Source organism: Streptomyces sp. CB01881 (assembly GCF_002953255.1).
Taxonomy (GTDB): Bacteria; Actinomycetota; Actinomycetes; order Streptomycetales; family Streptomycetaceae; genus Kitasatospora.
On the sequence record NZ_CP026498.1, the window covers coordinates 688,116 to 708,034 of the forward strand.

At 74.4% G+C, this 19,919-nt stretch carries 17 protein-coding genes; 10 read left to right on the plus strand and 7 right to left on the minus strand.

What is annotated here, in order from left to right; genetic code table 11:
* The first annotated feature begins 548 nt into the window (after positions 1-548).
* Both C2142_RS03285 and C2142_RS03290 read left to right on the plus strand, forming a co-directional pair.
* A complete protein-coding gene (locus C2142_RS03285; protein ID WP_148640987.1) occupies positions 549-1,826 on the plus strand; it encodes a cytochrome P450 in 1,278 nt (425 codons plus the stop codon).
* Positions 1,823-2,116 carry a ferredoxin gene (locus C2142_RS03290; protein ID WP_241002346.1) on the plus strand — a complete coding sequence of 98 codons (294 nt, stop codon included), beginning with the start codon at positions 1,823-1,825 and terminating at the stop codon, positions 2,114-2,116. Before C2142_RS03285 ends, C2142_RS03290 begins: the two co-directional genes overlap by 4 nt.
* A gap of 210 nt (positions 2,117-2,326) precedes the next feature.
* Here C2142_RS03290 and C2142_RS03295 read toward each other — a convergent pair whose 3' ends face one another.
* The gene (locus tag C2142_RS03295; RefSeq protein ID WP_148640988.1) at positions 2,327-3,583 is read right to left on the minus strand and encodes a phosphotransferase; all 1,257 of its coding nucleotides are present in this window, start codon (positions 3,581-3,583) and stop codon (positions 2,327-2,329) included.
* Between the two features lie 115 nt (positions 3,584-3,698).
* Between C2142_RS03295 and C2142_RS03300 the strand changes: the two genes are divergently transcribed.
* Positions 3,699-4,292, plus strand: coding sequence for a DUF4262 domain-containing protein (locus C2142_RS03300; protein ID WP_162002397.1), 594 nt, complete (start codon positions 3,699-3,701; stop codon positions 4,290-4,292).
* A gap of 106 nt (positions 4,293-4,398) precedes the next feature.
* Here the strand turns inward: C2142_RS03300 and C2142_RS03305 are convergent, their stop codons facing one another.
* The gene (locus C2142_RS03305) at positions 4,399-5,283 is read right to left on the minus strand and encodes a PhzF family phenazine biosynthesis isomerase (protein WP_148640990.1); all 885 of its coding nucleotides are present in this window, start codon (positions 5,281-5,283) and stop codon (positions 4,399-4,401) included.
* A gap of 149 nt (positions 5,284-5,432) precedes the next feature.
* Between C2142_RS03305 and C2142_RS03310 the strand changes: the two genes are divergently transcribed.
* From C2142_RS03310 to C2142_RS03325, 4 genes are all read left to right on the plus strand, one after another.
* Positions 5,433-6,011 carry a hypothetical protein gene (locus tag C2142_RS03310; RefSeq protein ID WP_148640991.1) on the plus strand — a complete coding sequence of 193 codons (579 nt, stop codon included), beginning with the start codon at positions 5,433-5,435 and terminating at the stop codon, positions 6,009-6,011.
* Positions 6,012-6,227: 216 nt separating this feature from the next.
* Complete coding sequence (locus C2142_RS03315) at positions 6,228-7,031, plus strand: MBL fold metallo-hydrolase (RefSeq protein WP_148640992.1); 804 nt, start codon at positions 6,228-6,230, stop codon at positions 7,029-7,031.
* Positions 7,032-7,037: 6 nt separating this feature from the next.
* Entirely contained in the window at positions 7,038-7,469 is a 432-nt protein-coding gene (locus tag C2142_RS03320; protein ID WP_148640993.1) for a nuclear transport factor 2 family protein, read from the plus strand.
* A gap of 283 nt (positions 7,470-7,752) precedes the next feature.
* Positions 7,753-9,021, plus strand: a complete 1,269-nt coding sequence (locus C2142_RS03325) for an FAD-dependent oxidoreductase (RefSeq protein ID WP_148640994.1) — start codon at positions 7,753-7,755, stop codon at positions 9,019-9,021.
* A 148-nt stretch (positions 9,022-9,169) separates the two neighbouring features.
* Here C2142_RS03325 and C2142_RS03330 read toward each other — a convergent pair whose 3' ends face one another.
* Together C2142_RS03330 and C2142_RS03335 are read right to left on the minus strand one after the other, a co-directional pair.
* Positions 9,170-10,783: an alpha/beta hydrolase gene (locus tag C2142_RS03330; RefSeq protein ID WP_241002347.1), complete on the minus strand. Its 1,614-nt coding sequence runs from the start codon at positions 10,781-10,783 to the stop codon at positions 9,170-9,172.
* A gap of 306 nt (positions 10,784-11,089) precedes the next feature.
* On the minus strand, positions 11,090-12,373 hold the full coding sequence (locus tag C2142_RS03335; protein WP_148640996.1) for an MFS transporter: 1,284 nt from the start codon (positions 12,371-12,373) through the stop codon (positions 11,090-11,092).
* A 419-nt stretch (positions 12,374-12,792) separates the two neighbouring features.
* On the opposite strand from C2142_RS03335, the gene C2142_RS03340 reads away from it, so the two are divergent.
* Positions 12,793-15,255: a molybdopterin cofactor-binding domain-containing protein gene (locus tag C2142_RS03340; protein ID WP_148640997.1), complete on the plus strand. Its 2,463-nt coding sequence runs from the start codon at positions 12,793-12,795 to the stop codon at positions 15,253-15,255.
* 43 nt (positions 15,256-15,298) lie between these two features.
* Entirely contained in the window at positions 15,299-15,760 is a 462-nt protein-coding gene (locus tag C2142_RS03345) for a (2Fe-2S)-binding protein (protein ID WP_148640998.1), read from the plus strand.
* A gap of 97 nt (positions 15,761-15,857) precedes the next feature.
* On the opposite strand, the gene C2142_RS03350 is transcribed toward C2142_RS03345, so the two are convergent.
* Positions 15,858-16,265: a hypothetical protein gene (locus C2142_RS03350; RefSeq protein ID WP_148640999.1), complete on the minus strand. Its 408-nt coding sequence runs from the start codon at positions 16,263-16,265 to the stop codon at positions 15,858-15,860.
* Positions 16,266-16,534: 269 nt separating this feature from the next.
* Here C2142_RS03350 and C2142_RS41410 point away from each other — a divergent pair, with 269 nt between their 5' ends.
* The gene (locus tag C2142_RS41410) at positions 16,535-17,776 is read left to right on the plus strand and encodes a helix-turn-helix transcriptional regulator (RefSeq protein WP_277347220.1); all 1,242 of its coding nucleotides are present in this window, start codon (positions 16,535-16,537) and stop codon (positions 17,774-17,776) included.
* A gap of 62 nt (positions 17,777-17,838) precedes the next feature.
* Here C2142_RS41410 and C2142_RS03360 read toward each other — a convergent pair whose 3' ends face one another.
* A complete protein-coding gene (locus tag C2142_RS03360) occupies positions 17,839-18,435 on the minus strand; it encodes a TIGR03086 family metal-binding protein (protein ID WP_241002348.1) in 597 nt (198 codons plus the stop codon).
* A gap of 132 nt (positions 18,436-18,567) precedes the next feature.
* Positions 18,568-19,350, minus strand: a complete 783-nt coding sequence (locus C2142_RS03365; protein WP_148641001.1) for a 3-oxoacyl-ACP reductase family protein — start codon at positions 19,348-19,350, stop codon at positions 18,568-18,570.
* Between the last annotated feature and the right edge of the window lie 569 nt (positions 19,351-19,919).

Genomic DNA, 19,919 nt, shown 5'->3' on the forward strand with positions numbered 1-19,919 from the left:
ACCTCCGTCGGCCGATGCGGCTCTGCACCGGCGGGACCTGCTCAAACGACTTGCCCACGAAGCGTATCGTCCGCGCCGGTCCACGCCCGGCGAACAGCCTCGGTGATCCGGCTCACCCTCTCCGGCCCCCCTCTCCGGCTCCCCTGTCCGGCCCTTTGGCCAGCCCCTTCTCCGACCTCGCCTCAGGCCCCTTGCCCGGCCCCGTTCTCCGGCCCTGCCGCAGGCTCACCTCAGTACCGGCCCTCGGCCGCCGCCCCGGGCAGGCCGGCCCGCCCAGGCCCGCACGGCGCGTCGGCCGGCCGAGGGCGTGCAGCGAACGCCAAGTGCCCGTCACCGTCCACTCACCCACCCGGCGTTGGCTGGAATCGTTGCTGACTGTGGCACGCCGCCCACGTACGGTCGTACCGAACCCGACCCGTCCGACCCACCCGTCCCGTCGGCTCCGCCCCCGCCCGCCCGGAGCACCCACCCGAACCGTCGCGCCTCCCCGGATCCGCCCCCCGCCGGGCCGCCCCGAGCAGCCCACCGCCCTGGAGTCTGGAGTACGGATGTCCGCCGAGAACAGTGCCACCTGCGCCGGCACCGGCACCGCTGCCGCGACCGCGACCGCGACCGCGACCGCGGCACCATCAGCAGGAACGACCACGGAACCCGCGCTGCTCCCGTTGCACTGCCTGCGCAGGCTGGACCCGGGCCCGCCGCGGCTCGGCGTGCTCCCGACCGGCACCCCGGTCTGGCTGGTCAGCCGCCACGCCGACGTCCGGCAGGTGCTCACCGACCCGCGGCTGGGCCGGGCGCCGCTCCTCACCCCCGACGCGCCCCCGGTGTCGGTGGTCCCGAACCTCCTGGACGACCCGCAGAGCCTGCTCAGCCTCGACGGCCCCGAACACCAGCGGCTGCGCCGCACCGTCCAGCGGGCGTTCACCCCCCGCGCGATCGCCCGGTGGCGCCCGTGGGTGGCGTCGGTGGTCGAGGGCCTGCTCGACGAGCTGATCGACCGGGGCTCCCCCACCGACATCGTCGCCGCCTACACCCGTCCACTGCCGACGGCCGTGATCAGCAGGCTGATGGGGCTGGACGGTCTGGACGGCGAGCGCCTCGGGCACTGGAGCGACCACGCGTTCTCCACCACCGCCTACTCCGCCGAGGCGATCCGGGCGGCGCTGGAGGAGTTCGCCGGGTTCGGCGCCGGGCTGATCGCCGAACGCCGTGCCACCCCCGGCGAGGACCTGGTCAGCAGCCTGCTCGCGGCGGCCGAGGAGAGCGGCGACGTCACCGAGCCGCAGCTCGTCTCACTGGTGATCGGCCTGGTGGTGGCCGGGCACGAGACCACCATGACGGCGCTCGGAAACGCCCTGGTCTACCTTCTCGGCGACGGCCGCGAGGCCTGGAAGCAGCTCGCCTCCGACGAGCGGAGCGCGGCGGCCGCCACCGAACAACTGCTGCGCGCCATCCCGCTCGTGGACACCGATCACCTCCCCGGGCTGCTGCGGCGCAGCATCGAGGAGGTGGAGATCGGAGGGGTGGTCATCCCGGCCGGCAGCGTGGTCGCCGCCGACACCGGCACGGCCAACCAGGACCCCGAGGTGTTCACCGGTGACCTGCTGACCGAACTGTTCTCGCCGCCGGTCGCACCGATGCTCACCTTCGGGGCCGGGCCGCACCACTGCCTGGGTGCCTGGCTGGCGCGGATGGAGATGGAGCTGGCACTGCACCGGTTGGCCCGCCGGCTGCCCGCGCTGCGGCTCACCGCTCCGACGGACGCCATCGACTGGCGGCGCGGCCTGGTGACCCGCAGTCCGCGCACGCTCCAGGTCGCCTGGTGACGGCGGACTCGGCGGGGACCGCCGGACGGGCGGCCGGCGACCCGGTGGTGGTCCGGGTCGACCACGGGCGCTGCGTCGGCTCGGGCATGTGCGCCCTCGCCGTACCCGGCTCCCTGGTACTCGGCGCGGACGGGCTGGCCCACCCGGTGCGGGCGCCGCGGCCGGACGGTGCGCCACCCGTCGGGGAGCCGCTGACGGCGAAGCTGGCCGAGGCGGTCGGCTTCTGCCCGGTCGAGGCGCTCGCCCTGTACTCCGCCCGCGACGGACGCCGGATCGCCCACGCCGAGTGAGGCCCACGGCGCTCCCCGTGCCCAGCACCCCGCCCACCACCCCGCCCCCGGCACGGCCCGGTCGTCGGCGCCGCCCCAGGAGCGGGGTGGCGCCGACGACGGGGCGGCGTGCCACGTCACCACACCGGGGTCGCATCACCACGCCGGTCCACGTCACCACGCCGGGGTCACGTCGCCGCGGGGCGCGCCCGTCCGACGGCGACGGCCGCGTCAGACCTGGTCCGCGCAGGCCAGGGCCATGCGCAGTTCACTCACCGGGTCGCCTTCGTGGTACGGCCGCTCACTGGCCTCGATGTGGTCCAGGAACTCCTGGTACCGCACCGCGTACATGAGGTGGTACAGCGGCTCGACCAGCTCCAGCGCGCGTTCCGGTGCCGACCCGGGGACGTGGTCGCGCCACGCCCGCGCCCACACCTCGGCGACCTGTGCCCACCGCTCCTCCGCGACGTACTGGCGCGGGCGCAGCCCGTCCAGGGCGGGGTGGCCGAGGCAGGAGTCGGCGAAGTCGACGACCACCACCCGAGTGCCGTCCGTGCCGTCGGAGCGCCAGTTGCCGGGGTGGAAGTCGCCGTGGACCAGGGTGTCCGGGAGCCCGCAGCCGGCCAGCTCCGCCACCAGCGCGGGCAGCCGCGCGGCGAGGGCCCGGGCGGCGTCGCGTTCACCCGCCGTCAGCTCGCCGCCGGGCTCCGCCGCGAGCCGGTCGATCAGGGTGTTCACCTGCGCGACCAGCGTGGGCAGGGTGCGGTCGCGCAGGCCGGCCGAGGCGGCCCGGCCGTCGGCGGCCAGCGCCGCCTGGGCGGCGACCAGCCGGGGCACCACGTCGGCGACCTCCTCGGCGGACGGTCCCCAGCAGTCCTCCCCGGGCACGTGGTCGATCAGCAGGCGGCCGCGCTCCGGGTCGGAGCCGAGCACCGGCGGCACCAGCGTCGGGTCGGCGGAGCCGAGCAGGGCGATCACGTCGCCCTCGTCGGCGTTGAACGCGGGGTTGGTCGCCTTCAGCCAGGCGTCGCCGCCGGTGGCGGTGCGGTAGCGGAACAGGCCGGAGAGGTTCCACGTCCGGATCTGCTCGGGCCGTCCGGCCGAGGGGCGGCCGGCCCGGTCCAGCGCCTGCTCCGCCCAGTCGAGCGTGTCCCGGAGCCCGGCGGGCGTGGCCCAGCCGGCCCGTCGCTCGGCCGGGCCGAGCAGTGCGGCGGTGTCCGGGCCCGCCTGACGCGGCACCAGTCCGGCGGGTCGCTCCAGCGCCTCGACGTGGTAGACCACGTGGCCGCCGTTGCCGCCCTCACCGTCCGCCACCCCGGCCAGCCGGAGCACCACCACGGGCACGCCCAGCTCCTGCGTCAGCCGCTCGACCACCGGCGCGGCGGCCGACCACCACGCCTCGTCCACCTCGTAGGGGCCCTGCGGACCGAAGTACTCGTCACCGTAGGTGAGGTGGGCCGTGACCGACCGGCTGTTCGCTTGCTTCATCCGGGCAGGCTCGCTGATCGGACCTGATCCGCGCGACCCATTTTTCCGGCAGCCGGCCCGGACCGGGGGTGACCTGCCCGGGAACCGGCGGTGGCCGGCTGCTTGGATGGTGCCCGTGACCGCTGCACCGAACACACCTGCACCGAAGGCACCGAACACACCGGACCGACCGGACTGCCCCTGCCAGCTCTGCGCCCCCGGGGTGTCGGAGGAGTTCCGCTCCGAGCACTGGGCGCAGGAGGCGGCGGACGTCCGGGCCCACGGGGTGCACGTGGTCGGGATCGTCGGCGGCGACGTACCGGACTGGGCGTTCACGGTGGGGCTCTGGCACTCCCACCGGCTCCCGGAGGTGGCCATGTTCGGCCTGCGGGTGCACGACCTGATGCACTGGGTCGGGGCCGCCGCGACGCGCCTGCGCGAGGGGGCGCCGACCACGGAGGACAGCCTCCTCGCCGGTGTCCTGGACGGCTACCCGCTCACCGTCAAGCCGGTGGACCCGGGCTGGCACCGGCCACTGCTCGGCACCGCGGTCGGCTTCTACCGGCGGGAGCCGGTGCCGGTCGTCCAGCTGGTCTGGCCGGACGCCGAACGGCGGTGGCCCTGGGAGCGGGCGGCCAGCTCCGGCTGCCGGGCCCAGCCGCAGCTCTGGCTGCCGGTCGACGCCCACCCGCAGGGGGTCTGGACGGAGGAGGCCGCCCAGACGGCCTGAGCCCGGCCCGGACGCCCGAGCACCTGCGGGCCACGGAGGACCAGGGGCCCGGCGGGTGCAGCAGCCACCGCCCGGCCCCTTCGCCTCTTCGCCCCTTCGGACCCGGCTACGGGATCGGCACCGCCGTGCCCGAGACCCGGATCCGGGTGTCACCCTCGCGCAGCCCGACCGTCAGCACGCCCGGGCGGCCGAGGTCCTCGCCCTGGTGGAGGGTCAGGGTGGCCGGGACGGTCACCGCGCCCCGCTCGCGCAGGTAGGCCCCGAAGGCGGCCGCCGCCGCGCCGGTGGCCGGGTCCTCCACGACGCCGCCGACCGGGAACGGGTCACGGACGTGGAAGACGTGCTCGCTCTCGCGCCAGACCAGCTGGAGCGTGGTGAGGTCCCGGGCCGTCATGTAGGCGGCCAGGCCGTCGAAGTCGTACTCCAGGCGGGCCAGCCGGTCGCGGGTGGCAGCGGCCAGGACCAGGTGGCGGGCGCCCGCGTAGCCGATCCGGGGCGGCAGGGCGGCGTCCAGCTCGTCGGCCGACCAGCCGAGCAGGGCGAGCGCCTCGGCGACGTCCGCCTCACCGACCTCCTCGACGTGCGGCTCCACGCTGGTGAGGGTGGCGCGCAGCACGCCGTCCGCGCCCTTGTCGACTTCGATCGGCACCTCACCCGCCTGCGTGGCGAAGACGTACCGGCCGGGGCCGCTCCAGTCGGCGAGCGCGACGGCCGAGGCGACGGTGGCATGGCCGCAGAACGGCACCTCGGCCAGCGGGCTGAAGTACCGCACGGTGTAGGCGCCCCCGGCGTCGCCCGAGGCGTCGGGTATCAGGAACGCCGTCTCGGAGTAGCCGACCTCGGCCGCGATGGCGAGCATCCGCTCGGCGGACAGGCCCGAGGCGTCGAGCACCACGCCCGCCGGGTTCCCCCCGCCCGGGTCGGTGGCGAAGGCGGAGTAGCGCAGGATGTCGGTCTCGGGGGCGGCCAAGGGTGCGGCGTCACTGGTCATGACCGCTCGAACACCGCCCTTCGGCCCGCTGTTCCCGGCCTCCCCCACCGACCGGTGGTGCGCCGCCCGCCACGCCCCCCGGCCCGCGGCCCAACCGCGCCCCGACCCACGCCCCGACCCGCGCCCCGACCAGTGCGATGATCACATTCATGGCCGTCACCGTCTTCCAGCAGCAACTCCGCGACCGGTTCCTCGCCGCACCCGTGGTCGCGCCACCGCCTCCGTGGCGGCCGGTCGGCCGTGGCCTGATCCCGGTCGGCGGGCTGCTCGGCATCGGCTTCGCCACCGACCCGGCCACGGGCCACGACCTCGTGCTGACGGTGTCCGGCACCGGCCACGGCCTCTTCGACGCGGTGACCGGTGAGAAGATCGAGCGCGAGTACGACCCGGAGGAGGAGCCCGACGGCCCGGACCTCTCCTGCCCCGGCATCGGCCCGGTCGCGGACGTCCGCATCCCGGTGGCCGGCCTGTACGGCGGCGGACTGCACACCGGCGCCGACGGCGGCTGGCACATCGAGGTGGTGACCCCGGAGTGGCCCAACGGGCGGGTGCTGCTCTGCACCGGCCGCGGGCCGTTCGAGGGCGGGCACGGCGAGAACTGGTGGCACGTGTACCACTCCTCCTGGTCCACCTTCCGCGCCGCGGGCTTCTCCCCCTCGGGCCGGACCCTGGCCGTGGCCACCAGCAGCGACCTCACCCTCTGGACCCGCGCCGGCACCGGCGGCTGACCCCGCCGCCACGCCCACCCGCACCGCGGGCCCCGCCCCGGAACGCACACCCACCCGCACCGCGCCCCCGCCCCGGTACCGGCGGCGGAAGCCGCGGCCGCGGTCCGCTCCGCCCGCGCCTCCCGACGTGCGGCCGGTCCGCCGGTCGCCGATGCTGGGCGTCGACGCGTGTCCGGTGTACGGCGCCCGGGCCGGCCCGAGGAAGGACGACCCCGCATGAGCTCCCTCGACTTCGAGGTCATCGACAGCCCCGACAGCTCGCTCAACAAGACCTCCGTGCTGGTGACCGGCCCCGACCACGCCCTGCTGGTGGACGCCGGCTTCACCCGCTCCGACGGGCGCCGGCTGGTCGAGCGGGTCCGGGCCAGCGGCAAGCGGCTGACCACCGTGTTCGTCAGCCACGGCGACCCAGACTTCTACTTCGGGGCGCAGGAGGTGCAGGACGCCTTCCCGCAGGCACGGTTCCTCGCCACGGCCAGCACGGTGGAGCACATCCAGGAGTCCTACGAGGACAAGCTGAAGGCCTGGGCCCACCTCGGCCCGGAGCTGCCGTCCAGGCTGGTGCGTCCCGAGGTGCTGCACGGCGACGAACTCGTCTTCGAGGGACACCGGTTCGAGCTGCGCGGCGCCGACTTCCACCTGCCGGACCGGCACTACCTCTGGCAGCACCACCACCGCACGATCCTCGGCGGGGTGCTGCTCTTCGAGGGCCTGCACGTCTGGACCGCCGACACCCCGACACCCGAGCAGCGGGCCGCCTGGATCGACCTGCTGGACGGCATGGAGGCGTTGCAGCCCGCCTTCGTGGTGCCCGGCCACCGGACGGCCGGCGGGCCCGCCATCGCCACCGCGATCGACCACACCCGCGCCTACCTGCGGGCGTTCGAGACCGAGATCGGCCGGGCGACCGACGCGGCCTCCGCCAGGGAGGCCCTGGAGCAGCGCTTCCCCGATCTGGGGATGAAGCTGGCGGTCGACATCGGGACCAAGGTCGCCAAGGGCGAGATGACCTGGGGCTGAGCCGAGATGATCGAGATCCCGAGGTCCACCGCCGCCTTCGCCGAGTCCGAGGCCCCCGCCGACGTGGTCCGCCGCCAGTACCTGGCGTCGGCGCGCGGTGACCTGGCCGCCCTGCGGTCCACGCTCGCCGACGACGTCGAGTGGACGGAGATGGCCGGCTTCCCGCTGGCCGGCACCTACCGCACTCCGAAGGGCGTCACCAACGGGGTGATGGAGCGCCTGGCCGCCGAGTGGGACGGCTGGACGGCCCACGACGACCACTACGTGGTGGACGGCGAGAACGTGGTGGTGCTGGCCCGCTACACCGCCGTGCACCGGACCACCCGTCGCCCGCTGGCGGTCCGGGTGGCGCACCACTTCACCGTGCGCGGCGGCCTGATCGTGCGCTTCGAGCAGTTCGTCGACACCGCCCTGGTGCGGGACGCCATGACTCCGTAGCGGGCGGCCCGGTCCGACCACACGTCCTGCGGATCCCCGCGGGCCCGGAGAGACCCACCCTCCCGGAGGAGCCCACCCTCCCGGAGGGGCCCGCTGGAAGGACCGCCACAGGAACCCTCCGGGACGACCCACCGGACGGACCCACCGGGCGCACGCCAAACCGCTCACGCCCCGGTTCACCCGTTCGGGCGACCAACTGCGGCGCGCCTGGCGTGGTCTCGACAGGCTGCGCCGGATGGCGGCAGGCTGTCCGTGATTCCGGCCGGAGAGCGAGGAGTTCAGCATGAGCACGGGCACAGCAGGAACGGCCGACGGCGGCGGGCGCGAGCGCCCGATCGTCATCGTCGGCGCCTCCCTCGGCGGGGCGAAGGCCGCGGAGGCACTGCGCGAGGCCGGGTACCGCGGCGGCATCGTCCTGATCGGTGACGAGCACGAGCGCCCGTACGAGCGTCCGCCGCTCTCCAAGGGCTACCTGCTCGGCAAGACGCCGCGCGAGAAGATCTACGTCCACCCGCCCCAGTGGTACGCCGAGCACGACGTCACGCTCCGGCTCGGCGCCCCGGTCGTCGCGGTCGACCCGGCCGGGCACACCGTCACGCTCGCCGACGACGGCCGGATCGAGTACGCGAAGCTGCTCCTCACCACCGGCTCGGTGCCGCGCCGCCTGCCGGTGCCGGGCGCGGACCAGGACGGCGTGCTCTACCTGCGCCGGGTCGAGGAGAGCGACCGGATCCGGGCGGCGCTCAAGCCCGGGGCCCGGGTCGTGGTGATCGGCGCGGGCTGGATCGGCCTGGAGACGGCGGCGGCCGCCCGGACCGCGGGAGCCGAGGTGACCGTGCTGGAGGCGGCCGAGCTGCCGCTGCTGCGGGTGCTGGGCCGTGAGGTCGCCCAAGTCTTCGCCGACCTGCACCGCGACCAGGGCGTGGAGCTGCGGTTCAACGCCAAGGTCGAGGAGCTGACCGGCACCGGCGGCGCGGTCACCGGGGTGCGCCTCGCGGACGGCTCCACGGTGGCGGCGGACACGGTGATCATCGGCATCGGCATCGCCCCGCTCACGGCGCTCGCCGAGTCGGCCGGCCTGGAGGTCGTGAACGGCATCAGGACCGACGAGCACCTGCGCACCTCGGACCCGGACATCTACGCGGCGGGGGACGTCGCCAACGCCTTCCACCCGCTGCTCGGCCGCCACATCCGGGTCGAGCACTGGGCCAACGCGCTCAACCAACCGCAGACGGCGGCCCGCGCGATGCTCGGCCAGGACGGCCCCGAGGCGGTCTACGACCGGGTGCCGTACTTCTTCACCGACCAGTACGACCTGGGGATGGAGTACACCGGTTACGTCGAGCCGGGCGACTACGACCAGGTGGTCTTCCGGGGCGACCGCGCCGCCCGCGAGTTCATCGCCTTCTGGCTGTCCGGCGGCCGGGTCCTGGCGGGCATGAACGTCAACGTCTGGGACGTCACCGACCCGATCCGCGAACTGGTCCGGTCGAAGCGGGTGGTGGACCCGAAGGCCCTGGCCGACCCCGACGTCCCCCTGACCGACCTCTGACGCGCGCCCCGGGCCGGCCCCGCCGCCGCGGGCGGCTCACCCTAGGAAGGCGGCCGCGGGAACGGCACGGGTGAGGCCCACCCCGGGCATGGCGTCCGGGGTGGGCCTCACGGTGCGGATCAGGCCGCCGGGGACCGGTGCACGGCCGTCAGGCGACCGGCGGGAAGGCTTCGGCGTCGGGCTTCAGCAGCTGGCCCGGTGCCGGCACGGCCTTGTTCACCAGGTAGTCGGTGACCAGCTTGTTCAGCTCCTTGCTCCGGCCGACCGCGCAGTGCTCGATCACGTCGACACTGACCAGCACGGCGCTGCCGAGCTGGCGCTGCATGTTCTGGGCGAACTTGTACTGGGTGGCCGGGTCGTAGAGGTTGCCGATCACCATGACCGGGTTGGCGGTGCGGCGGTTCCAGGGGCCGGTGTACCGCTCGACGTCACGTGCCGGGGCCGGCCAGGTGGCGCAGGCGGGCGCGTCGAAGGCCTGGTAGCGGCCGAAGGTCGGCGACTCCTTCTCCCAGGCGCGGGCCACGTTGGCGAACACCCGCGGGTTCGACGGGTACGGCTTGTCCTGGCAGTTGACGCCGTAGTACGAGTCGTCGGAGCTGTACGGGGTCTCCGGAAGGGCCTCGCGCAGCGCGGTGGGGACGGTCACGGCCAGCACGTTCGCGTCGTCGGCGGCCTTCGCGGCCGCCAGCGAGGGCGCACCCTGCTGCTGGAGCACCTCGTGCAGGGCCTGCAGCGACTTGGCCAGCGGCGCCTGCCGGGTCTGCGCGTAGAGGGCGTTGGCCACCTGGCTGGTGAAGCTGGAGAGGGTGACCTTGGTGCCGTCCGGCAGGGTGACCGGGCTGGTGCGCAGGTGGTCGCGGATCGCGTCGAACTTGGCCCGGGTGTCGCCGTCGCCGAAGGCGCAGCGGGGGGCGCCGGCCGTCTTGCAGCGCTTCAGGTACTCGTCCAGGGCGAGTTCGAAACCGCCGGCGCGCTGGCGGTCGTACTCCAGGCCGTTGTGCAGCCGCAGGTTGGGGTCGACGTTGCCGTCGATGATCAGCGCGCGAACCTTGTCCGGGTACATGTTGGCGTAGGTGGCGCCGATCAGCGTGCCGTAGGAGAACCCGGCGAAGCTCAGCTGCTTGTCGCCGACGGCCCGGCGCATCCGGTCGAGGTCACGGACGACGTTCTCGGTCGACATGTGCTCGATGAGCGGGCCGGCGTTGCGTTCGCAGGCGTCGGTGTAGTCCTGGGTGGCGGCCAGGGTGCCGTCGATCTCGGCCTTGGTGACGGGTACACCGATCTGCCGGTCGGTGACGGCGCTCGCCTCCTCGTCGGTGGTGAAGCACTTCAGCGGGTTGCTCCGGGCGACACCGCGCGGGTCGAAGCCGACCAGGTCGAAGCGGGCCTGTACATCGGGGCCGAACCGGCTGGTGGTGGCCCAGAGGTAGCCGCTGCCGCCGGGGCCGCCGGGGTTGAGGAACAGCGAGCCGATCCGCTTGGACGGGTCCCCGGCCCGGCGGCGCATCATGGCGATGCCGATCTTCTCGCCGGACGGGTCCGCGTAGTCGAGCGGCACCGGGTAGACGGCGCAGTCGTAGATCCCCGGGTCCGGCTTCGTCGGGTCGGGGTTGCAGGGCGTCCAGGCGACCGGGTCGACCCGGGCCTCGGCGGCGGGCGCGGCCGAGGGTGGTTCCGGTGCGGCCGACGCCGCGACGGCGGTTCCGGCGACGAGAGCGAACGCGCTGGCAACGGCCAACGCCAGACTGGGTATGCGGGACACGCGACCTCCTCCGGTTCTGCAAACCCGGCCAGCCTGGCAGCCGGGGCCCGGGAGGGGAAGACCATGAACGACGACGAATTCTTCTGGCTGACCGTCATGTCGCAGTGATTTCAGCACTCTGACGGACATTCCGGCGCAGGATCCACGGCGTGCTGACGGTGCACCGCCAGCTCCCGGGTCCCCCACGGGTGGCGGTGATCCGCCACGGGCCGGGCCGCCACGGGCCAGGCCGCCACGGGCCAGGCCGCCACCGGTCGGGCCGCGACCCGCCGAGCCGGCCCGACGTCCGGCCCGACACCAGTCCTCTCAGGCCCGCGCCACGACCTCGCCCGAGTCCGACACCGGCTCCGGCTCCGGCAGTGGCTCCGGCTCCGACTCCGCCACCCCGGGGCGACGGCGCTCCGCCCACCGCACCACCGGCCCCATCGCACAGCCCGCCGCCAGGAAGAACCCACCCAGCAGCAGCCACCCGGGTACGCCCCAGTCCAGCAGCAGCGTGGTCAGCAGCAGCGGTCCGACGGTGCGTGCCACCGCCACGCCCGAGCCGAAGAAGCCCTGGTACTGGCCGGTCTGGTGGGCGGGCGCGAGGTCGAAGCTGATCTGCCAGGAGCCCGCGGACTGCTTCATCTCGCCGATCACCTGGAGCGTCGCGGCCACCACCAGGAGGCCGGCCATCGCCCAGACCGGGACGTCCCCGGCCGAGAGGGCGAAGACCGCGCAGGAGGCGAGCAGGATGACGCCCGCGTCGCGGACGGCGCGAGAGGCGGAGCGCAGCCCGGTCACGCCGCGGGCCGCGCGGACCTGGAAGGCCATCACCACCACGGTGTTGAGGACGAACAGGGCCGAGCCGAGCCAGGCGAGGTGCTCGGCCCTGGCGGCGATCCAGAGCGGGATGATCAGGCTGAGCAGCGGCATCCGCAGCAGCAGCACGGTGTTGACCAGCGTCACCACGGCGTAGGGACGGTCGGAGAGCACGGCCAGCTTCGGTCCGGTGCCCGGGCTCACGGGGGCGGGCGGGACCTCGGGCAGACGCAGCAGGATCAGGCCGCTGACCAGGAACCCGACGGCGGTGACCGCGAAGGCGACGAGGAAGCCGGTCCGGCTCCCGGTGCTCAGCACGACGCCGCCGACCGCGGCGCCGAGGGCCAGTCCGGCATTGAGGACCGCCTGCAACTGGGCGAGCAGCGTCGTCCGTTCCGCCCGGCCGACCAGGCCGCCGACCAGCGCCTGCCGGGCCGCCGAGAGTCCGGACTGCGTCGTGGCGTAGAGGCAGACGGCGACCAGGAACGGCGCGAAGGAGCGGACCACCAGGAACGACGCGACCACCGCACCGGTGGCGAGCGCCAGCAGCACCGCCGTGCCGCGCGGTCCGCGCCGGTCGGCGAGGTGGCCGAGCGGGACACCGGCCAGCGAGCCCACCGCCCAGGCCACGGCCAGGCCGAGGCCGAGCCGGGTGGGGGACATCCCGATGACCCGGGTGAAGTAGAGCGCGGAGCAGGTGTAGTACGCGCCGTCGCCGATCGATCCGACCAACTGAGCGGTGGCGAGCGTCCGTTGGACGCCTGCGGGCGGGACAAGGCGGATCGGCAAGGAGACTCCCCCGGTGCGGCGGCCCCGCCGGGAGGCCGCCCGTTCCTCTACTGACTGACAAGATCAATCCTAGGAGTCGGGTGGCCCAGCGGAAAGGTCCATTCACCAACCGGGCAGGTGGGCCACTTCGGTGCCCCGGACGGCCCTGCCGCCGGCCCTCTCCACCGGGCCCCTCCACCGGGCCCCTCCACGGGTCCACCCCGGGGCGCCCACACGGACCCTCGGCGGCCGAACTGCCGTGCGGGAACGGACGATCCGTCACCCGGGCTTCACCCGGACGGCGGTACCGAGGCCGCGACCCGCCCGCCCCGTGCCGTCCGTATCCACCCCATCCGACATCCGGAGCCACCCCGTCCGACATCCGGCGGGATGTCCGGTCCGGCCCGAAGCCCGTGTTGACCGGCCAGTAGCCCCCTCCTATGCTCGTCCGCGTTCGCGATCCGGCAGCGGGGCCGGGGCCGCCCGGGCCCGCCCGGCCGGAGTCGTCGCCGGCTCGAAGGGCTCCCCCCATCAGCACCTCCATCGCACCCTCGGGCAACGCCCGGAACGCCACCGATCCCACCGCCAATCCCACCGCCGCCCCCGCCGCCCCCGTCGCCGAGGCCCCGCCCGAGGCGGAGGCGGAGGCGCCCGCGGTGAGCCCGGCCGACGGACCCGCGGCCCCCACCGGACGCCGGCGCTTCCTCACCTACCTGCTCGCCGCCCCCACGCTCACCGTGGCCGCCCGGCTGGGCCTGGACGCCGCCGCGCCCGCCACCGCGCAGGCCGCCGTCCAGACCGCCGCCGAGCGGGCACTCGCCGAACAGGCCTCCGCGCCTTCACAGTTGATCGGCCTGCCGGGCATCCCGGACATCCTCGACCCCGGCGACGCCCTGATCGTGGCCGGCCTGCCCACCTCCCACCTGCTGGTGCTGGAGGTCACCGCCGACGGACGCGCCGCCCTGCACCTCCCCCGCCTGGAGGTCGGCCAGGGCCTGACCACGGCCATCGCCATGCTGGTCGCCGAGGAGCTCGACGCCCGGCTCACCGACGTCGACGTCCCGCTCGCCGACGGCCGCCCGGAACTCCTCTTCAACCAGCTCACCGGTGCCTCCAACTCGGTGCGCTCGCTGTACGACCCGGTCCGCGCCGCCGCTGCCGCCGCCCGGGCCCGGCTGGTCACCGCCGCCGCCCGCCGCTGGTCGCTGCCGGCCGGCACGCTGCGCACCGCCGACTCCGCCGTCCTCGCCCCCGACGGCCGCCGGGCCGGCTACGGCGAACTCGCCGCCGAGGCCGCGGGAATCGCCGTCCCGGCCGTGCCCGCCGCACCCAAGCCACCGGACCAGCAGCGCCTGGTGGGGCGGCCGACGGGCCGGATCGACGCCCGCGACATCGTCACCGGCCGCGCCAAGTACGCCGGGGACCTCGCCGTTCCGGGCGCCGTGCCCTGCGTGGTCGCCCGGCCGACCACCATCAACGGCACCCTCCGGTCGCTGGACGCCTCGGCCGCCCGCGCGATGCCGGGCGTGCTGGGCGTGTTCACCGTCCCGACCGGCGTCGCCGTCCTCGCCGAGACCTTCGACCAGGCGCTCAAGGCCCGCGACGCGCTGCTCACCTCCTGGCACCCCGGCCCGGTCGCCGCGCTCTCCGACGCCGACATCCGGGCCCGGCTGCGCGCCGCCCACCTGCCGTTCCTCGTCCCGCCGCTGCTCACCCAGTACGTGGACAGCGAGTTCGACTTCGCCTTCGTCAACCACGCGCCGATGGAGGTGCTGACGGCCGTCGCCGATGTTCGGCCGAACCGCGCCGAGCTCTGGTTCGCCTCGCAGACCCCGATCGTCGCCCAGCAGACCATCGCCGCCGAGCTCGGCCTGCCGCAGGACGCCGTCACCGTCCACGTGGTGCGCGGCGGCGGCTCGTTCGGCCGGCGGCTGTTCTTCGACGCCGCGCTGGAGGCCGCACGGATCTCCCGGGCGGCCGGCCGCCCGGTCAAGCTGATGTGGACCCGCAACGACGACATGCGCCACGGCCGGATGCGCCCCGCCAGCCACCACCGGGTCCGCGCCACCTACGGCCTCGGCCAGGTGATCAGCTACGAGCACCGGGTCGCCACCGTCCGGACCGACTTCCGGCACGGGCTCGGCGAGGCGCTCACCGCCGCCGGCTTCAACCTCTCGGTGGCGGGGATCAGCCTCGCCCAGGCGTTCTTCCTGCTCAGCGAGAAGAACCCGTACGACGTCGGCATCCCCACCCAGTTGCTCGCCGAGGTCCCGCTGGACATGCACACCGGCAGCTGGCGCTCGGTCTACTCCGGCACCGTCCGCGTCGCCGACGAGATCATGATGGACGAACTGGCCCGCCGCCTCGGCCAGGATCCGGTCGCGTTCCGCCGGGCCCGGGTCCGCGACGCCGCGGGCCGTGCCGTGCTCGACAAGGTCGCCCAGGCCGGCCGCTGGGGCCGCCCGATGCCCGCCGGCCAGGCCCAGGGCATCGGCTACCACGACGAGAACGGCGGGCGCGTCGCCTACCTCGTCGAGCTGGACGCCACCGACCCGAAGCAGCCCCGCGCCACCAGGGCCGTGATCGCCGCCGACCTCGGGCTGGTGATCAACCCCCGTGGACTGGAGGCCCAGTTGACCGGCGCGCTGATCGACGGCATCTCGGTCGTCCTCCAGGCCGGCAACCACATCGACCGCGGCGCCGTCCGGGAGGGAAGCTTCGCCGACTTCCGCTACGCCCGACAGCGCAACAGCCCGCCGTCGGTCGAGATCCACCTCATGCCGCCGAGCGGAGCACCCGGCGGCGCGGGCGAGTTGGGCGTCCCGGCCGCCTCGGCGGCGGTCGCCAACGCGTACGCCCGGGCGACCGGCACCAGCCCGCGCTCGTTCCCGATCGACTGCTGAGCGCCCCCTGCGTTCAACCGACCCCCGAAGGGCGCAACTCCCCATGCCCAGCCACACCTTCGTCCTCAACGGACAGCCGGTCACCGTCGAGGCACCGGACGACATGCCGCTGCTCTGGGTGCTGCGCGACAAGCTCGGCGTCACCGGCCCCAAGTACGGCTGCGGGGTCGGCGTCTGCCGCGCCTGCACCAGCCACCTGGACGGCGAGGAGTTCCAGCCGTGCACGATGGCGGTCAGGGACTGCGCCGGGCGCAGCGTCACCACCATCGAGGGGCTGGCCGACGGCGACACCCTGCACCCCGTCCAGGAGGCCTGGCTCGCCTGCGACGTCGCCCAGTGCGGCTTCTGCCAGCCCGGCCAGATCATGACCGCGGCAGCCCTGCTGCGCCGTACCCCGGCCCCGACCGACGCGGACATCGACCAGATCCAGAACATCTGCCGCTGCGGCACCTACCCCCGCATCCGCGAGGCGATCAAGCAGGCCGCCGCCCGCCAGGCTCCGTAGCGCCGCCCGCCAGGATCCGCAGGGCGGTTCGCCAGGATCCGTAGTGCGGTCCGCCCCGCCCGGTGGCGCGGGCGGGGCGGACCGGTTCAGCGGGCCGTCAGCACGCGCGCAGGCCGTTGTGGAAGAGCCAGTTGCCATCCGCGTAGGCCCCGTAGACGAACGCGGTGCCGACGTACGGGTCGCCGTTCGGGTGGGACGCGGAAGTGATCCGGTACCACACGTTGCCCTGGTTGTTGATGTCCGCACCCCTGATCCAGCAGTCGGGGGAGATCCAGTCCCCGGACCAGCTGAAGGACTGCAGGGTCAGGTCCTGGGTGACCTTGGTGGTCCCCCAGGACGAGTTGTACAGGCCCACTCCGTGACCGCTGGGGTGATCGTGGAGGAAGTACACCCCGTCGGCGGACGCGCTGCCCGCCGCCAGGCCGACGCCACCGGCCGCCAGCGCCGCGACGGTTGCGACGGTCGCGCCGCGCCGCCCGAGCCTGCGGAGGAGTCCCTTGCGCATGTCGATTTCCCCTGTCGTTGTCGTCTCGTTGGCCGGTCGCCCTGACGGCGACGGCGGGGACAGCTGACCCGATCACCTGCGGTGTTCGGTACCGCCTGACGGAAACTGACAACAGCTGACTGCGGCGGCAGGGCCGGCCCCGGAGCCGCCTTCCGCCGGGACGATTCAACCGATGGCCGAACACCGCCGTCACGCGTCGCTATGATCCGTACGCGACAAGCGAAGAGCGGTACCGAGGGATCTGACACTGTCTGACAGCGGGGGGCGTCATGGCGGAGCGGGAGTCACGACCGGGAGAACCCGAACGCGTCAGAGCGGCCGAGGACTTCGCCGCCGAGTTGCGCAGGCTGCGCCGGGAGGCGGGCCAGCCCTCCTTCCGCACCATGGCGAGGAAAGCCGGCTCGATCTCCCACACCACCCTGCACGAGGCGGCCTCCGGATCGAGGCTGCCGTCCTGGCCCACGACCAGGGCCTACGTCCAGGCCTGCGGCGGCGACGAGGCCGAGTGGCACCGCCGCTGGATGTCCACCACCAACGAGAACCCGGCCACGGACGCGGACACCCGGCCGGTGGCGCCCCCGCCGCCGGCCACTCCCGCCGAGAGCCCCGCGGAGCCGTCGACCTCGCGCGCGTCCGGAAACACCGAACAGCCGCTGCACCGCCACCGCCTCTGGACCCACGCGGTCAGCCTGCTCATCGGCACGCTGCTCGGAGTCTGCGGCACGCTCGGCCTGGTCGCCTTTCGTGGCCCCGTCGCGCAGTCCGCACTGCCGCAGGACTGCCCGGTCGGCGACGCCGCCACCCACCAGCCCGCCGAACCGGAGGCCGGCTCGGCCGCCCGCCCCGCCCCTCCCGGCCCGCTTCCGGCGACGGACCACACGGCGAGCGCCGGCCCGGCCCCGTCCTGGGTGTCCCGGCCCGCCTTCGACCAGCAGATCCTCTCCGGCACCGACGTCGTCCTGCCCGTCCTCTCGCCGGTCGCCCGGGGGGACGCCCTGGTCGTGACGATGATGCTGACCAGCACCTGCCCCGGAAAGGTGACGGTGACGGACACCCAGGGCGACAGGTTCGGAATCGTCGGGGACGTGACGGACTCGCTCCGGCACCGGGTGCTCGTGCTGGCCGCCTTCGGGGTCCCCGCGCTGACCACGGCGGACGCGATCCACGTGTCCTACCCGCACTCGAGCAAGTACCACGTCGCGGTGGACGAGTTCCACGGCATCTCCGCCGCCCGGGGCAGCGCCCACGCCTCCGGCGAGAGCGGCGGGACCGCCTTCACGACCAGCGCCACCCCGCTCGACTGCACGGCCGGTGACCTGCTGGTGGGCACGGTGGGCACCAACACCGGCACCGCCCCCGAGTTCAGCCCCGGCTGGACCACCCTTCCGGTGCTCCGGCTCTCCTCCTACCGCCTCACCACCGCCCACCAGGTCGCGGCGGACTCCGCTCCCTGCGCCGCGACCGGACAGACCACCGCGCAGTGGGGCGCCGTCCTCGCCGCCTTCCACTGACCGGACGCGTTGCCGCCCCGGGCCCGCGCCCCGGGCCCGCGCCCCGGGCCCGCCGGGGCGCCTCAGACCTTGCGCGGGTCACGGCCGAAGAAGGCGGCCAGCCGGTCGTAGGGCGGCGCGTCCTCCGGAACGGTCACCTCGGGGCCGAAGGCGCGGCCGTCCTCCTCGCTCCCGCGGTACTCGGGGCGCAGCGCGCCGCGGCCCCAGGCGAGCGAGGCGCGGGCCACGTCGTGGTCGAGGCCCGCCGTGGACTGGCCGGTGGCGCGGGCCAAGTCCCAGCCGTGGACGGCGAACTCGGCGATCTGCTGGTCCACCGGGAAGCGTGCGGGCAGCGTGCCTCCCCCCGGGATCTCGATGGTCCCGGAGAGGTCCCCGGCGTTCCGCCAGGCGGCGACCAGTTCCTCGGCACCGGCCTCGAAGGCGTGCAGCCAGTCGTCCTCGACCCGCTCGAAGGGCTGCGACCAGTCCGGATTGCCGCCGTTCGCCCGGACGCTGAACTGCCGCAGGTCGTGGAGGAGATGGCTGATCAGGTCGGCGACGTCCCACGACCGGCAGGTCGTCGGGTGACCGGCCTGCTCGGCGCCGGCGCCGTCGATCAGGCCGGCGGTCTGCGCGAGCGCCCGGGCGAGCAGGTCGATCGGGTCTTCCGCTGCGGTCATGGCGACACCTCTTCGGGGCTGGGACATGTGCTCGGACCGGCCGATCGTAAACGGGACCGCCGCCACCGGCCCGGCGCGACACCGCGCCGGGCCGGTGGCCGGATCCCCGTGCCCGCCCCCGGGCTCAGCGGGTCAGGACGCGAACCCGCCGTCCACGGCGATCTCGGCACCCGAGATGTAGCGGCCGTCCTCGCCCGCGAGGTGGGCGACGGTGGCGGCGATGTCGGCGCCGCTGCCGTACCTGCCGAGCGCGGTCAGGCCCGCCTGGAACTCCGCCGACGGACCGTCCGCCGGGTTCATCTCGGTGTCGATCGGCCCGGGATGGATCACGTTGACGGTGATCCCCCGCGGACCCAGCTCACGGGCCAGCGCCTTGGTGAGCCCGATCGTCGCGGCCTTGCTGGCCCCGTAGAGCGAGGCGCCGGGGAAGGCGACGCGCTTGGCGATGCAGCTGCCGATGGTGATGATCCGGCCGCCCTCGGTCAGGTGGGCGCTGGCGGCCTGGGCGAACAGGAACGGCGCCCGGACGTTGACCTCCAGCACCCGGTCCACGTCGTCCAACGCCAGCTCCCCGATCGGACCGAGCACGCCGACGCCCGCGTTGTTCACCAGGATGTCGAGGCGCCCGAAGCGCTCGGCCACCGCCTCCACGACATCCCGGACGGCCTGCGGGTCGGCACTGTCCGCGCGGACCGCCCACCCCCGCCGACCCATCGCCGTGATCTTCGCCGCGACCGCCTCGGCCCGCTCGGCGCTGCCCTGGTAGGTCAGCGCGACATCGGCGCCGTCCTCGGCCAGCCGCAACGCGACCGCCTCCCCGATCCCCCGGCTGCCGCCGGTCACCAGGGCCGCCTTGCCGTCGAGCTTCGCGAACCCGTTCACGGCCGCCGTCGCCACAGTCTCACTCGTCGTCATATCGCCTGAACTCCTTGACTTGTTCTCGGACATGACTTGATCCTCGCCCCACGGGGCCCGCGGGTCCGGCGGCATTCGGACATCGCGTTCAACGTTCAACAATCATCCCGTCCGAGCAGCTTCACGGGCCCTCGCCCTCACGGCGAAGGCCCGCAGGTCCTCGTCCGGCGGCGGCTCTCACAGCCCCCTCGGAGCGGCCTCCTCAGAGCAGCCTCGCACGGCCGACGTCGATCGGATGTCTACGCGCGGACGGTCTACTGCGAGCACAGACCACCCCTTCGAGACCCTGGAGAACCCTCGTGATCAAGCGTGTAGCCGTCGGCATGGCAGCGGCCACCCTGTGCGCACTCGGCGGCGGTGCGGCGCTCGCCGACGCGGCAGAGGACAACACACCGCACGACCGACTGCCTACCAGACCCCCGTCAGCCCCGATCGGCATCGGACTCCGGATGGGGCGGCCGCGCAGGACACCCCTGCCCAGGGCGCCGTGAACGCCTGGATCAACCACGAGGAACACCGCGTGCTGGCGGGCGACCCGCCCCGGAACCCGCTTCCGAACACCGCCGCGT